This window comes from Limnohabitans sp. TEGF003, assembly GCF_055395455.1.
Genome location: NZ_AP029225.1, coordinates 1249584 through 1263400, shown reverse-complemented (window position 1 = coordinate 1263400; position 13817 = coordinate 1249584). Strand labels below are relative to the sequence as shown.

Below are 13817 nucleotides of genomic sequence, written 5' to 3'. Positions count from 1 at the left end.
CTCAGGCGCTCTTGATCAGATCGATCACACGTTGCTGCTGCTCTGCAGTCAAAGCAGGGTAAATCGGCAAACACAACACTTGGTCTGCCGCTCTGGCGGCCACAGGCAAGTTGTCCCGACCGGCTGATGGCAAACCACGGTACATCGGAAAATCAGAAATCAAAGGATAGAAATATCGGCGGGCATTGACACCATTGACTTTGAGGTGCTGGTACAAGGCATCACGAGAAACTTTGAATTCAGGCGTCACCATCACCGGAAAATACGAATGGTTCGCCACCGTCTGATTGCCCTTGGGCAAGATGTGCAAGCCTGGCACAGCCGACAACTGTGAACGGTAAATCGCATCCACTTCTGCACGGCGCTGCATGACCGTGCCCATGTGCTTGAGCTGCAGCAAACCAAACGCAGCATTGACTTCGCTCATCTTGCCGTTGATGCCCGGCGCCACCACAGTGACCTCGTCCACAAACCCAAAGTTTTTGAGATGGTCAATGCGTTGCTTGGTTTTGGCATCGGGGCAAACAATGGCCCCACCTTCAAAGGTATTGAACACCTTGGTCGCGTGAAAACTCAACACCGACAAATCGCCATGCCGCAGCACACTGCCCCCAGCATCTTCCACGCCAAAGGCGTGACACGCGTCATAAATCACACGCAAGTTGTAGTTGTCGGCAATCTTCTGGATCGCCTGCACATCGCACGGGTTGCCGTAACAATGCACCGCCAAAATGGCTGTGGTCTGCGGGGTAATGGCCGCCTCGATGCGTGCCGGGTCCATGTTGAGCGTGTTGGGCTCCACATCCACAAACACCGGCCGATTGCCATGCCAGAGCAGAGCATGCGAAGTCGCCACAAAGGAATACGGCGTGGTGATCACATCGCCCGTGACGCGCAACGCCTGCAAGGCTGTGATCAGCCCCAAGGTGCCGTTGGAAAAAAGCGCGACCTGCTCCACCCCCAGGTGGCTGCACAAGGTCTGCTCCAACTGCTGGTGAAACGCCCCACCATTGGTGAGGATCTTGCTGTCCCAAATCGCTTGCAGATAAGGGATGAATTCCTCTAGTGGTGGCAAATAAGGCTGGGTTACAAAAACAGGTTGATTTGCCATGGCCAATTCAAACAAAAAGCCGCCTGCCGGGCTGGCAGCATATCTCTGCTATTTTAGACAGTCGGTCGCATCATGGATCTGTCTATTGCGTACGCTACTGTCTGCATCATCCAACTGATGACCCCCCATAATCAGCGACAATAGTAAACACTATAAGTATCCTCCCCGAATCAAAGACTTTTAATGCGCGCACTGCACTTCGGAAAATATTGGCGACAAGACGGCGGCATTGAAACGCACGTCAAAACCCTGTGCCGTGGGCTTGCTGAGCTTGGCGTTGAGGTGGTTGACCTTGTTTCGTCCATGGACAAGACCGCCTCTGATTTTGTGACCGATGGCTTTCGCGTGGTCGAGGCCCCTACACTGGGCATTCACTTCAGCACCTCCATCAGCCCAAGCATGGTGGCTGCGGCACGCCGCCTACACAAAGAAAAGCCAGTTGATGTGGTGCACCTGCACTTCCCGGACCCCATGAGCCACCTGGCCTCGATGGTCTTGCCCAGATCCATCCCCCGTGTCATCAGCTGGCACAGCGACATCGTCAAGCAAAAACAACTGCTCAAGCTGTACCGACCTTGGCAATACAGGCAAATCATGCAGGCCGCTGCCATCATCGTGCCCACGGCAGCGCACTTTTCCAGCAGCACGCAGATTCCAGCCAACTACCCATTGGCCAAACGACACATCATCCCTTATGGGCTTGACTACACCCAACACACCAATACCAACGCAATCGCAGATACGACCGAAGCCATTCGCCAGCGTGCGCAAGGTAAATTTGTGGTTTTTGCCCTTGGCAGACATGTAGGCTACAAAGGGTTCGATGTCCTGCTCGAGGCCCTGCAGCACACTGACGCCTATTTGGTGTTGGGGGGGGATGGCCCACTAAGGGGCGAGCTGCAAGCGCAAGCCCAGCAACTGGGCCTTGCAGACCGCGTGTGGTTCAGCGGTCGGCTGTCTGCGGCAGACATGGCGGCCTGCTATCAGGCGTGCGATGTTTTTTGCCTGCCATCGGTCACGCCCAATGAAGCCTTTGGCCTGGTGCAACTGGAAGCCATGGCCTGTGGCAAACCTGTCATTTGCACCCATCTGAACAATGGGGTCAACGCCGTCAACCCGCACGGCATTACTGGGCTCACCGTGCCTGCGAAAGATGCTCGGGCTCTAGCCCAAGCAATCAACACCCTAAAAATTGACCCAGCACTGCGTGAAAAGCTAGGACAACAAGCCCGATCACATGCATTGCGTAATTATTCAATGCTGGTCATGAGTGACCTGCACATCCAGCTTTATCAAGACCTGCTTAACACCCGCTCGTAAACCTTTAAGGTCTGCGCTGCGCAAGCATCCCAAGTAAAGCTGCGGGCGCGTTCCAAGCCCTTGGCCACAAACGCCCCTGCCAAAGCCTGATCGGTGGCCAAAGTGGCCATCGCATCGGCCATTGCGTGCACATCCATCGGGTTCAGCATCCATGCGGCGTCGGCAGCCACCTCTGGCAAAGACGTGGTGTTGGACGTGATCACAGGCGTCTGGCTGGCAAAGCCCTCCAGCACCGGCAAACCAAACCCCTCAAACAGAGACGGGAACACCAAGGCCGTGGAACGCTGCATCAAAACACGCTTCTCGAAATCATTCACGCTCAGTAACCAGCGTACAGGCCCGTCAACATCGCACGCATTGAGCTTGGCCACCAGATCGTCACAACCCCAACCATTGCGACCCACAATCAAGAGCGGACACTGCGCACGCAATGCTGCAGGCAACGCCTCGTGAGCCTGCACAATGCGCTCCACATTTTTGCGGGGCTGCAAAGTGCCTACAAAAACAAAAAAGCGCTCAGGCACACCATACTTATTCAGCACAGCCTCAGCAGCATCACCCGACAAACGCTCGAAATACCGGTCATCCACCCCCAAAGGCGTCACCGTGATACGTGACTCCGGAATGCGGAAATGCCTGGCCACCTCGGTGCGCGAGAAATCCGAAATCGTGATCACATGGTCCGCCCATTGACCGGACGTGCGCCAAAGCCAGTTCTTCAAACCACGCAAACCGCTTCTCACCCAATGCGGGTGCGACAGCGGAATCGCATCCATCAAAGTTGCCACGACTGGTAGCCCCTTCAACTTGGGCGTGTAGTGATCTGTGGCATGAAAAATATCCAGCTCTTGGGCCAGCAAACTATTGCCTGCAAAAGGCAAACCCGACACAGTGGCCAAGGCAGCTGCGGCGTCATAGCGCCCCAAACGAATCGGAACATGACCGTCTAATTTGTCTGGCCCCACAGCACCAAACACCACAGGACGCATCTGCAGCCTGGCCTGCAGATCAAGACGGCGAAAAACCTCTTGCGTGTAATAGCCAATCCCATCAAGCTGATGACCCGAAAGCCCTCGGCTCCAAGCGGTCGCTCCAAATCCAACTCTGATCATGGCGCCCCAGTCATACAAGCCCATGTCTGCAGCAACATCATCACACTCCCGCGTCCGCCATGGCCAAACCATACACCTCACGGGTCTGACGTGCACACTCGGCCCAAGTAAAACCGGCACTGCGCACCAATGCAGCCTGCGCCAAACGCGCGTGCAAAGCATCGTCGTCCAGCAACGACTGCATGGCCACCGCCAACCCCACATCATCCATAGGCGACACCTGCAAACCAACGTCTGCCACCACCTCTGGCAAAGAAGATACGTTCGACGTGATGACAGGCACCCCGCAAGCCATAGACTCCAAGGGAGGTAACCCAAAACCCTCGTAAACCGACGGATACACCATGCAACGCGCCCCAGCGACCACCTTGACCAAATCCTGACGCGACAAATACCCCGACTGCCTGACCACACCCCGGTGCAGCAGCGGAGCCAACCTTTGCGCCAGAGCGTCGTTGTTCCATCCCGTCATACCCACCAGTACCAAGGGGCAACGCTGCTGCATAGCCGCGGGCAAACGTTCAAACGCCGTCAAGGCCAACTGCAAATTCTTGCGAGGCTCCAGCGTCCCCAAAGCCAGCATGTACTGCCCATGTCCAAGGCCATTGGCCTGCAACACATCGACCGTTTCGTCTGGTGCGTGCGGTCGAAAATTTTCTCCTACCCCCAACAACACAGGATGAATGATCTCGGGCCGCACACCAAATACATCGATCAACTCTTGCTTCACAAACGCAGAATCCGTGATGATGCGTGTCGCACGCCTGAGCGAAGGCTCAAAATTTTTGCTCATTGTGGCCACACGATCAGCCGGATGCGTCTGTGGATAGCGGATCCACGACAGGTCATGCACCGTGATGACCGTTGGCCCATCAAATCGATATGCCAAAAAATTCGGCTCATGATAAACATCTGCACGGCCCGCCCGCACACCCGCCGAGAACCGCTGCTGCTGCAAATAACGGTACGAACGCGTCAGCAAAGGCACGTTGTTGCGCAACCAAGCCTTCCACGTTTGAGCCTTGTGATGGGACTGTTGAACAGCCCCCACATCACGAATCTCGCGCGACCAATGGCCCGCATAAAACTTATTTACGCGAACATCTTCAGCGTGCTCTAGTTCCAGCAATAAGTTTTTGACGTATTGACCAATACCCGTCAAAGGGGTCAGCAAAGCCCCTGCATTGACTGCAACCTGACAAGGATCGCCATTGGCCTTAAACAGCATGGCCATTGCCCGCCATCTCCAGCATCCATGACAAGGTTTGTTCCAAACCATAAGCTGGCAAAGTCCCCGTTGCACGCAACAACTTAGCGGGGCTGCCACACAAGCGATGCACCTCGTTGGCCCGTACAAAAGCCGGATTCACCTGCACATCCATGGCGTGTCCCGTGATGCCACTTAACAGATCAATCACATGCTGCAAGGTATAGGGCTTGCCTGAACACACGTTGTAGACCTCGCCCGGTTCGCCATGCGCCAGCAAAGCCAAATACGCATCGCACACCATGCGCACGTCGTTGAATTCACGTTCCACATGCAAATTGCCCAGCTCAATAGCTGGCGCACGCTGTGCAAAATGGCTGATGAGTTTGGGAATCAAAAAGTTAGGTGCCTGACCAGGCCCCGTGTAATTGAATGGCCGGGTGAACACGACTGGAAAGCGGTCCAGATACGTACGCGCCATGTGCTCCATGGCCAACTTGCTCATAGCGTAGTGGTTGACCGGCGCGGCGGGCTGGTCTTCGGTGATGGGAGATGCATCGCAATTACCATACACATTGGCACTGCTGGCCAACAACACCTTGGACGGCTTGACCGGCAAGGCCGCCAAGCCCGCCAACAAATTCATGGTGCCCACCACATTGACGCCATAAAACGCTGTGTCGTCTGCATGCCCCACAAAACTGATGGCCGCCAAGTGCACCACGGCATCAGGGGCCGCTTGCAAGACCTCGGCTGACACAGCAGCCTTGTCGGTCAGGTCGGCCTGCAAAGCCACCACATGGTGCCCAGCGGCCTCTGCTGCAGACTTAAAAAAAAGGCCGGTAAAACCGGCCGCACCTGTGAGAAGAATTTTTTGCTTCATACTTTTTTCAGTCATCACGTTGCAATTGAATATGCAAGGGATTGCTACGGACCTCAGACTCCCCCACTTTGGCCACATAACACAATGCCCCAAGGATAGGTATCGTCAAATTGGGAAATTTCATGACCACACGTATGGTCTGCGCACCCTGAGCATCAATTGCCTTTTGTGCATCCTCCAACATGGCTTGCAAGTCTTGTTCAGAAGCCGTCACTGAATAGAGAACTTCATCACCGACAAGCATTTTCAACGTCAAGTCAGTAACCGAATTACCAGCCGGCAAGCGTAACAGCAGAACCACAGCAAGACTGTGCAATACAAGCGGAAAGGCACTGGAAGGCGCCACCAGAACATCTTGGGCATGCCATCCCAGGATAGATGAACGCCCATCGGCCTCTAAACGCACATCATCGCAATACAGGCAAGTTAAAACCATGTTGTCCCCCTCATGCATGCGACAGCTCTTCATTTGACTGTTGAGCGCTGATGGCTGCTGCCATGGTGCCTTCATCCACCCCCAAAACCTTGGCCAAGCGCAACATGGTGCCCACGCGCATGCTTGTGGGATCACGCTCCCAGCGAGCCACACTGGGTTGCTGCGTATCCATCAAGTGCGCCAATTGCTGCTGTGACAAGCCCGCACGCAAACGCAAACCCACCAAACCAAGCGGTTGGCTGTTCTGCTCCAAGGCGTGGCCCATGCGTTGGCGCATGGTTTTGAGCCTTGCAGCCCGTTGCGGGTCGCGTGCACGCCTCTCTGCAAATGCCTTGGCATCTTGCCCATGCTCGTCTGGTGCATGCTGCACTTCCATCGCCACCCATTGATCAGCTCTTAGCATGGTGGCCTGAACCGACAACACCCCGGTGACAACTGACCCCATGTCAACGCCATGCTGGAATGTCGCACGAGCGGTATCGCACCAATAAACGGTTGTAGGCATCGTGCCCAGTGTCGTAGGCGATTGAACGGTGAGTGATTGCCAAGACATAGTAGGTTTCCTTTTGGGCGTGATAGCCCACAAAAATCCGGTAATCGGCCAAGGCTCCTAAAAAATCCCAAAACTTCAGGATCAAGATGTTGTAGCCGCCTTGCCAAGCCTCTTCAAAGCGTTTGACTTCAAAAAGAGGATTGTGGCCATCACGCAAACCCGGCTTGAACAAAACATCAAGCACATCCAAGTTACCAGCCACTTCATCAATGAGCACATCTGCTGCATCAACCGCATCCAGATCAGACTGCATGCCCGTTGCCTCCAAGGCATCCAAATCAGACTCAAATGCATCGGTAACCAGCAAGCGAGGCATTTTATATCAATACCGTTATACCAACTGTTCTACGGCCAACGTTAGAAAGAGAACCCGACCTGATTGCGGCGCAGATCAGCCTCCACCATCATCTGGCACAACTGCTCCAGCGTGGTCTTAGGCTCCCAGCCCAGCTTGGCCTTGGCCTTGGCCGGGTCGCCAATCAGCAGCTCCACCTCGGCAGGGCGGTAGAACTTCGGGTTGATGCGCATCACCGTCTTGCCGGTGGCGGTGTCAACGGCGGTTTCTTGCTCTTCGCTGCCTTTGAAGTCCACCGTGATGCCCGCACCCTTGAATGCCATACGCACAAAGTCGCGCACCGTCTCTGTGCGGTTAGTGGCCAGCACAAAGGTGTCTGGCTCGTCGGCCTGCAGCATGCGCCACATGCCTTCCACATACTCTTTGGCAAAGCCCCAGTCGCGCTTGGCGTCCAGGTTGCCCAGCTCCAGGCAGTCCAGCTGACCCAGCTTAATCTTAGCCACACTGTCGGTGATCTTGCGGGTCACAAACTCGCGTCCGCGCAGCGGGCTTTCGTGGTTGAACAAGATGCCGCTGGAGCCAAAGATGTTGTAGCTCTCGCGGTAGTTCACTGTCATCCAGTGCGCATAGAGCTTGGCCACACCATAGGGGCTGCGGGGGTAAAAAGGTGTGCTTTCAATCTGGGGAATCGCTTGCACCTTGCCAAACATCTCAGACGTGCTTGCTTGGTAGAAGCGGATCTTGGGGTTGACCAGGCGAATGGCTTCGAGCAGGTTGAGGCAGCCAATGCCGGTGATCTGCGCTGTGGTGCTGGGCTGGTCAAAAGACACGCCCACAAAGCTTTGGGCGGCCAGGTTGTAGATTTCGTCGGGCTGGACTTTTTGCACCAAGGCGATGCTGGAGCCCAAATCGGTCAAGTCGTATTCCACCAAATGCAGATGGGGGTGGTTTTGGATGCCCAGCTCTTCGATGCGCCAGAAGTTGACAGAGCTGGTGCGGCGGTAGGTGCCGTACACGGTGTAGCCCTTGTCGAGCAGGAGTTGCGCAAGGTAAGCGCCATCTTGTCCAGTGATGCCGGTGATGATGGATGTTTTCATAAATCAAAAAATTAACTTTTGTGAATCAGTCGCTGCCAAATAGATCTCGTGTGTAGACCTTGTCTGCGACGTCCGAAAGCACGTCGGTGCTTCTGTTGGCGATGATGACGTCGGCAATTTTCTTGAATGCCTCCAAGTTGTTCATTACTTTGGAGTCGAAGAACTGCTCATCACTTATTGCAGGCTCGTAAATCACGACAGGAATACCCTTGGCCTTGATTCTTTTCATGATCCCCTGGATGCTGGAGGCTCGGAAATTGTCAGAACCCGATTTCATGATCAGTCGGTAGACACCGACCACCTTGGGCTTGCGCCTAAGAATCTCCTCCGCAATGAAATCTTTGCGTGTGGCGTTCGATTCGACAATGGCTTGAATCAGGTTTTGAGGAACGCCGCGGTAATTGGCCAGCAACTGCTTGGTGTCCTTCGGAAGGCAATAGCCACCATAGCCAAAACTAGGGTTGTTGTAATGTGTGCCGATGCGAGGATCCAGACCTATACCCTGAATGATTTGCTGACTGTCCAACCCTTGAGCTGCGGCGTAGGTGTCGAGTTCATTGAAGTACGACACCCGCATGGCCAAGTAGGTATTGGCAAAGAGTTTCACGGCTTCCGCCTCGGTCGAGTCCGTGAAAAGAACGGGGATGTCTGCCTTAATTGCACCTTCTTTGAGCAACCCCGCAAAAACTTCAGCCCTTTTGGAGCGCTCGCCAACAACGATCCGTGAAGGATGCAAATTGTCGTAAAGGGCACGCCCTTCACGGAGGAATTCAGGTGAAAAAATTAGATTGTCAGTCTTGAAAGCTGCACGTGTCTTGGCGGTGTAACCCACAGGAATCGTTGACTTGATGACCATGACTGCATCGGGGTTGATGGACATCACATCCCGAATTACCGCTTCAATGGATTTGGTGTCGAAGTAGTCAGTCTTAGGATCGTAGTCAGTTGGCGTGGCAATGATGACAAAGTCTGCACCCTCATACGCATCTTGCTTGACCAAGGTCGCCCTGAAGTTGAGCGACTTGTTTTGGATGTAATCCTCAAGCTCAACATCCTGAATCGGCGATTGCTTGCGATTGAGCATCTCAACTTTTTGAGCAACGATATCCAAAGCAACGACCTCATGATGCTGCGACAGCAACACACCATTAGATAGGCCCACGTAACCTGTGCCGGCGATAGCAATTTTCATTTTTCTATTTGATATTAAATTAATCAGGAAAACAGGATTAATTACAACCAGTAAAACCAATTGGAATTATTTTCAACATCATTTCTTCAGACTTAGATTTATTCACTGAGCCTCTCTTCAAGAAATCCAAATACTCAGTCACTCTTTTACTGACAACGGTGCAATCATTTCCATATGGAATAGCATAACTTGGTTCTTGAGGGTGCGATCCCGAGTAACCGTTCATTGATTTCATACCTAATTTTTGAGAAACCAACATCGCGTCTATTTCTGCCTTGTATGGTCCGTCTTCATTTGGAGCCGCAAAAAATAAAACACTATCTTTTGTCAGATTTATTGGCACCTGACCGAATTTAGCCTCAAATCGTTGACGCCACTCTATTTTTGAACTCATATTCATTGTAGATGATGAGAGCTCTATCAATAAAGATGGAAACACTATTAATATTATGAAAACACGTCCCCAATTTTTACTTACACGCAGTTGATCTAAAAAATAAGCAACAGCAAAGGCCAATGGCAAGAGCATGATTAAATCAATACGGGTCATAGCCCGAATCGCTGATGCCAACGGCAGCCAATGGATAAAGTACCACAAGCTAAATCCACCAATATAAAGTGTGGAAATAAGCAGTAGACCTAAGGTAAACACCATCAATGAGAAAAAACGACCAGCGACATCAGATGTACGTACGCCATAGAAAATTCCCATGATCAGTAGGCTAAAGCTGACCATTCCAGGGAACATTTGATGTTCATGCCGCATTGGCACACTGGAAAACAGCTTTCCAGCAGGTTGAGCCCAGAACCATGAGGAGTCAGCGATGAAATAGCTTTGTAGCCTAGGCAACATTGTAGATATTTCACCCCAGCTGCGCTTTATGCCATACAGTTTACTGGCTTGGAGATATGGATAGAAGAGCAGGACGAGCAACAGTAGCATGCCTATCCAAGCGATGATTAAATTTCGCTTGTGACGCCTATCAGTTTTACACCAAGAATTGTAAACCCCCGCAAAAAACTCATGTAAGGCAGCTCGTGGACTATTTTCTGATTTAAAGATATATCCTATAAATGTAGCAAACAAAATTAAGGCTGTAAAAAAACCAATGTAAACACCACAATAAAATTGCCAACTCAACCAAGCTAATGCCGTTGTCAACATCCATAACTGTCTACGTTCGAGGAACTGCACCATGTACAACAAGGTAAGAGGCACACCAAAGCGGTAATGCAGTTGCGCGTGCCCTGCGTGAGCGGTGACAGGCAGTGAGAAAGCAAAAATCGTCGCCCCAACGCATGCGGACAATTGACTTATGCCCAACTTTTTTAAGGTATAGTATGCCGCCCAAAAGTTAACGGCATAGCCAGCAACAAACCAAATTTGAAATGCAGTATCGGGTTGACCTGATAAAAACCGTGCGACCAGATATATCGGAGCAGCACCAAATAGATTATCTGAAAACCCGAGCACATAGGGGAAAGGCCAAAAAAATCCAAGATGCCACAAGGATTCACTATTACCCAACAGAAATTGGTAGATATTCTCGAGGAAGTAATTGTTGAGCCGAGCATCGCCGAGATCCCCCGGCATCATCTTGAACAGCAAGTAAGAATCGAATCCAAGCTGTGAAACAGGCACTGCCAGAAAGAAAACACCAAAGACCAACAGTGGCCAAATATTACTTCGAATGGCATTAATTTTTTTCATTTGCACACATAGTCATGATTCATAGCGCTGTTCTTGAAAGGATCAGTCAAGTCGTCGCTGTACTGCCCCATCAGAAGTCGTTGCTTAGGTAGCCAGTGGGTTCTGTAATATCGTCCGAAAGCAGCAATCCGCTCACCTTTGGCGGTCAACAGGACACAACCATTCTTAATTTCGATGGTGCCCGACTCTAGTTGCTCGGTGATCCGCACATCAACCAGTCGATGCTCTTTGACGTATTCGTGTGTAAAGACCTGCTCAAAAGCATCTTGACGAATACCACCTCCGCGTTGCTGAATTTTTTCAAGAATATAAAAAGACAGCGATCGGTCGATCACAGTTGGCACCGAGATGGCAAATGCATAGCCTGATAGCAGCCAAATCACAATCAATTGGGACTTCTCAAAGCCACTGAGTGTTCGAAAATAACCTAAAAAGAAAACACCTATGCCGCAGATAGCAGCCGCCAGCAGCGCATCGGCTATTGCTGCATAAAACACCACGTTGACACGAAACATGGTCATGTGTAGTGCATAGACAGTCAGCAAAACCACTACGAACAAAGTCGTCGCCAGTAAAGCCGTGATGAATTTATTGATCATGTCTTGAAAACCAGAAATTTATTTCCCAGATAACTTCCCGCGATCTGGACCGCAGTGGCCAAAAGAAACCCTAGCCGGTAGTCGTAACCCATCCAGTCAGACCAGAGGAACAGAACTGCCCCGTGCACCAAAGCGAATACAGCGTACAGCCCGCCAAATTTGGCAGCTTGAGCCAGAATGCCTTCCTCCGTTTGGCGAAAGACAAAGTAGCGGCTTCCAACAAATGAAGTGCTGATGCCAAAGACGGCTGCAACCATGTTGGCCAGCCCCGCCGATGGCATGGACAACACCTGCAAATTGAATGTGAGTACTGCGTAATGCACCGCAGTGGCTACGATTCCGTTGATGCCGTAGCGCAATACCTCCTGAGCAGGACGACTCATGCGCCGCCGCTCGGCTGGGCTTCGATCACCTGCTCCACAAAGTCGTGGTACGCGATGGCAGTGGTCACGGTACCGCCACGCACAACGCCGGTCAGCATCAAGGTCATCAGTGCCAGCGCGCCAGTTTGCAAAAACATGAGCAACAAAATGCCCAAAGCAATTGAGAACCAGCCTGGCGTGGAGTAGCCCAGCAGCTTGAGGACGACTGCTGTTGCTGCCCCAAAGACAGCGAAGCCGGCAATCGCTGCACATGCGATGCCAACCCGCACCAACACGTCCTCAGCAAAGACCATCAATCCTTTGAATCCGTGCAGCACCAAGCCGACAAAATTCATTTTGGACTGTCCGGCATAGCGTGGCCCCCTGTCCAGCGAGCATGTTGCCGCTCTCAATTTGGAGGCCAAAACTGCACCGGCCACATGAATTGACAACTCTTGCATGACGACCAAACGCTTAACAGCATTTGACTTCATCGCCATGAAGTTTCCAAAGCTGATGGCTCGGCCAGTCATCAGGCTGAAGAAACGTTTATAGATTTGGTAGAAAGCTTTGAATCGCCATGTTTCGACACGGCTTTTGCGTTGAGCGACGACCACGTCGACATCTTCTGATTCGAGATTTTTAAGAAGCGCATGAATCGTGGAAGGTAAGTCTTCACCGTCAGAGTCCATGACAACGATCTGCTGGTCTGGCTGGATCTGCTCTGACGCATAGCCCAAACCAATGGCAATGGCGCGTTGATGCCCCACATTGCGGCGAAGTTTGAGGACAACCCCTTGCACACCTGCTTGCTCCAAACTGGCGATGGACAAAGGCTGCTTGACGGAGCCATCATCGACAGCGACCACAAAGACTGTTTGCTTGAATTCTTGGGCCAGTTCTTTGAACAAGCGGCTGCTGGCCTCCACGTCCTCATAGACCGGTGTGACAACCACGAGTGAATGATTGTGGATGCTCATAGGGACAAAAACGTCTTGAAATAAGAGATGGTCTTTTCCAATCCAGCTTCAAGGTGGATCTTGGGCTCCCAGTCAAGATGTTGCTTGGCCAGCGTGATGTCTGGACGGCGCTGCTTGGGATCGTCTTGTGGCAATGGCTTGAATACCAGTTGCGATGGACCGCCCACTTGCTTCAAGATCGCCTGAGCCAACTCGATCATCGTGAACTCACCCGGGTTGCCCATGTTGATAGGGCCTGTGACGTCCTTCGAGCTGGCCATCATGCGCACAAAGCCTTCGATCAAATCATCTGCATAGCAAAAGCTCCTGGTTTGGGATCCGTCGCCGTAAATGGTGATGTCTTCGCCGCGCAAGGCTTGCACGATGAAGTTGCTGACCACACGGCCATCGTTGGGGTGCATGCGCGGGCCATAGGTGTTGAAAATCCTCACGACCTTGATAGCTACGTCGTGTTGACGCTTGTAGTCAAAGAACAGCGTTTCGGCACAACGCTTGCCTTCGTCGTAGCAAGATCGGATGCCAATGGTGTTGACGTGTCCCCAATAACTTTCCTTTTGGGGGTGGACTTCTGGGTCGCCATAGACCTCGCTGGTAGAAGCTTGCAGAATTTTGGCCCCCGTGCGCTTGGCCAAGCCCAGCATGTTCATGGCACCTAAAACGCTTGTCTTGGTCGTCTGCACTGGATCACGCTGATAGTGCACAGGGGATGCAGGGCAAGCCAGGTTGTAGATTTCATCCACTTCAACATGAAGAGGAAAACACACATCATGGCGCATCAACTCGAAATGCGGGTTGTCCATTAAGTGAGCAATGTTGTCCTTGGTGCCACTGTAGAAATTGTCTACGCACAAAACTTCATTTCCATCGTTGAGCATGCGCTCACACAAATGCGACCCCAGAAAGCCTGCGCCCCCAGTGACCAATACTCTTTTACGGTTCGCTACTTTCATTATTTACCT

The 13817-nt window shown here is 52.2% G+C and carries 15 protein-coding genes; 1 reads left to right on the top strand and 14 read right to left on the bottom strand.

The genetic code is table 11. The features are described from left to right. Position 1: 1 nt before the first annotated feature. Entirely contained in the window at positions 2–1111 is a 1110-nt protein-coding gene (locus ACZ5RT_RS06235) for a DegT/DnrJ/EryC1/StrS family aminotransferase (RefSeq protein WP_464453893.1), read from the bottom strand. Positions 1112–1294: 183 nt separating this feature from the next. Between ACZ5RT_RS06235 and ACZ5RT_RS06230 the strand changes: the two genes are divergently transcribed. Continuing rightward, complete coding sequence (locus ACZ5RT_RS06230; protein WP_464453892.1) at positions 1295–2431, top strand: glycosyltransferase; 1137 nt, start codon at positions 1295–1297, stop codon at positions 2429–2431. Here ACZ5RT_RS06230 and ACZ5RT_RS06225 read toward each other — a convergent pair. Genes ACZ5RT_RS06225 through ACZ5RT_RS06165 form a run of 13 tightly spaced genes read right to left on the bottom strand, consistent with a single transcriptional unit; the run spans position 2404 to position 13808 of the window. Next, the gene (locus tag ACZ5RT_RS06225; protein ID WP_464453891.1) at positions 2404–3663 is read right to left on the bottom strand and encodes a glycosyltransferase family 4 protein; all 1260 of its coding nucleotides are present in this window, start codon (positions 3661–3663) and stop codon (positions 2404–2406) included. The two genes, ACZ5RT_RS06230 and ACZ5RT_RS06225, sit on opposite strands and share 28 nt — an antisense overlap. Beyond that, positions 3584–4777: a glycosyltransferase family 4 protein gene (locus tag ACZ5RT_RS06220; RefSeq protein WP_464453890.1), complete on the bottom strand. Its 1194-nt coding sequence runs from the start codon at positions 4775–4777 to the stop codon at positions 3584–3586. The genes ACZ5RT_RS06225 and ACZ5RT_RS06220 overlap by 80 nt, the downstream gene beginning before the upstream one ends. Beyond that, on the bottom strand, positions 4761–5633 hold the full coding sequence (locus tag ACZ5RT_RS06215) for a GDP-mannose 4,6-dehydratase (protein ID WP_464453889.1): 873 nt from the start codon (positions 5631–5633) through the stop codon (positions 4761–4763). The genes ACZ5RT_RS06220 and ACZ5RT_RS06215 overlap by 17 nt, the downstream gene beginning before the upstream one ends. Before the next feature lie 7 nt (positions 5634–5640). Continuing rightward, positions 5641–6087 (bottom strand): DUF6941 family protein, encoded by a 447-nt coding sequence (locus ACZ5RT_RS06210; protein WP_464453888.1) that lies wholly within the window; start codon positions 6085–6087, stop codon positions 5641–5643. After that, positions 6080–6514 carry a helix-turn-helix transcriptional regulator gene (locus ACZ5RT_RS06205; protein ID WP_464453887.1) on the bottom strand — a complete coding sequence of 145 codons (435 nt, stop codon included), beginning with the start codon at positions 6512–6514 and terminating at the stop codon, positions 6080–6082. The genes ACZ5RT_RS06210 and ACZ5RT_RS06205 overlap by 8 nt, the downstream gene beginning before the upstream one ends. 1 nt (position 6515) lies before the next feature. After that, positions 6516–6938, bottom strand: a complete 423-nt coding sequence (locus ACZ5RT_RS06200) for a hypothetical protein (protein ID WP_464453886.1) — start codon at positions 6936–6938, stop codon at positions 6516–6518. 41 nt (positions 6939–6979) lie between these two features. Then, positions 6980–8014, bottom strand: coding sequence for a GDP-mannose 4,6-dehydratase (gene gmd, locus ACZ5RT_RS06195; protein WP_464453885.1), 1035 nt, complete (start codon positions 8012–8014; stop codon positions 6980–6982). A 25-nt stretch (positions 8015–8039) separates the two neighbouring features. Next, positions 8040–9206 carry a nucleotide sugar dehydrogenase gene (locus tag ACZ5RT_RS06190; RefSeq protein ID WP_464453884.1) on the bottom strand — a complete coding sequence of 389 codons (1167 nt, stop codon included), beginning with the start codon at positions 9204–9206 and terminating at the stop codon, positions 8040–8042. Positions 9207–9243: 37 nt separating this feature from the next. Beyond that, positions 9244–10917 (bottom strand): hypothetical protein, encoded by a 1674-nt coding sequence (locus ACZ5RT_RS06185; RefSeq protein ID WP_464453883.1) that lies wholly within the window; start codon positions 10915–10917, stop codon positions 9244–9246. Then, on the bottom strand, positions 10914–11516 hold the full coding sequence (locus ACZ5RT_RS06180) for a hypothetical protein (RefSeq protein ID WP_464453882.1): 603 nt from the start codon (positions 11514–11516) through the stop codon (positions 10914–10916). Before ACZ5RT_RS06180 ends, ACZ5RT_RS06185 begins: the two co-directional genes overlap by 4 nt. Further along, entirely contained in the window at positions 11513–11899 is a 387-nt protein-coding gene (locus ACZ5RT_RS06175) for a GtrA family protein (RefSeq protein WP_464453881.1), read from the bottom strand. The genes ACZ5RT_RS06180 and ACZ5RT_RS06175 overlap by 4 nt, the downstream gene beginning before the upstream one ends. After that, a complete protein-coding gene (locus ACZ5RT_RS06170; RefSeq protein ID WP_464453880.1) occupies positions 11896–12858 on the bottom strand; it encodes a glycosyltransferase in 963 nt (320 codons plus the stop codon). The genes ACZ5RT_RS06175 and ACZ5RT_RS06170 overlap by 4 nt, the downstream gene beginning before the upstream one ends. Further along, positions 12855–13808 (bottom strand): UDP-glucuronic acid decarboxylase family protein, encoded by a 954-nt coding sequence (locus ACZ5RT_RS06165; RefSeq protein WP_464453879.1) that lies wholly within the window; start codon positions 13806–13808, stop codon positions 12855–12857. Before ACZ5RT_RS06165 ends, ACZ5RT_RS06170 begins: the two co-directional genes overlap by 4 nt. Between the last annotated feature and the right edge of the window lie 9 nt (positions 13809–13817).

Bases quoted from the DNA above. Each gene is read 5' to 3' on its own strand.
- ACZ5RT_RS06215 (WP_464453889.1), bottom strand. From the start codon at position 5,633: ATGAAGCAAAAAATTCTTCTCACAGGTGCGGCCGGTTTTACCGGCCTT.
- ACZ5RT_RS06190 (WP_464453884.1), bottom strand. From the start codon at position 9,206: ATGAAAATTGCTATCGCCGGCACAGGTTACGTGGGCCTATCTAATGGT.
- ACZ5RT_RS06205 (WP_464453887.1), bottom strand. From the start codon at position 6,514: ATGGGGTCAGTTGTCACCGGGGTGTTGTCGGTTCAGGCCACCATGCTA.
- ACZ5RT_RS06175 (WP_464453881.1), bottom strand. From the start codon at position 11,899: ATGAGTCGTCCTGCTCAGGAGGTATTGCGCTACGGCATCAACGGAATC.
- ACZ5RT_RS06170 (WP_464453880.1), bottom strand. From the start codon at position 12,858: ATGAGCATCCACAATCATTCACTCGTGGTTGTCACACCGGTCTATGAG.
- gmd (WP_464453885.1), bottom strand. From the start codon at position 8,014: ATGAAAACATCCATCATCACCGGCATCACTGGACAAGATGGCGCTTAC.
- ACZ5RT_RS06235 (WP_464453893.1), bottom strand. From the start codon at position 1,111: ATGGCAAATCAACCTGTTTTTGTAACCCAGCCTTATTTGCCACCACTA.
- ACZ5RT_RS06165 (WP_464453879.1), bottom strand. From the start codon at position 13,808: ATGAAAGTAGCGAACCGTAAAAGAGTATTGGTCACTGGGGGCGCAGGC.
- ACZ5RT_RS06210 (WP_464453888.1), bottom strand. From the start codon at position 6,087: ATGCATGAGGGGGACAACATGGTTTTAACTTGCCTGTATTGCGATGAT.
- ACZ5RT_RS06200 (WP_464453886.1), bottom strand. From the start codon at position 6,938: ATGCCTCGCTTGCTGGTTACCGATGCATTTGAGTCTGATTTGGATGCC.
- ACZ5RT_RS06230 (WP_464453892.1), top strand. From the start codon at position 1,295: ATGCGCGCACTGCACTTCGGAAAATATTGGCGACAAGACGGCGGCATT.
- ACZ5RT_RS06185 (WP_464453883.1), bottom strand. From the start codon at position 10,917: ATGAAAAAAATTAATGCCATTCGAAGTAATATTTGGCCACTGTTGGTC.
- ACZ5RT_RS06220 (WP_464453890.1), bottom strand. From the start codon at position 4,777: ATGGCCATGCTGTTTAAGGCCAATGGCGATCCTTGTCAGGTTGCAGTC.
- ACZ5RT_RS06180 (WP_464453882.1), bottom strand. From the start codon at position 11,516: ATGATCAATAAATTCATCACGGCTTTACTGGCGACGACTTTGTTCGTA.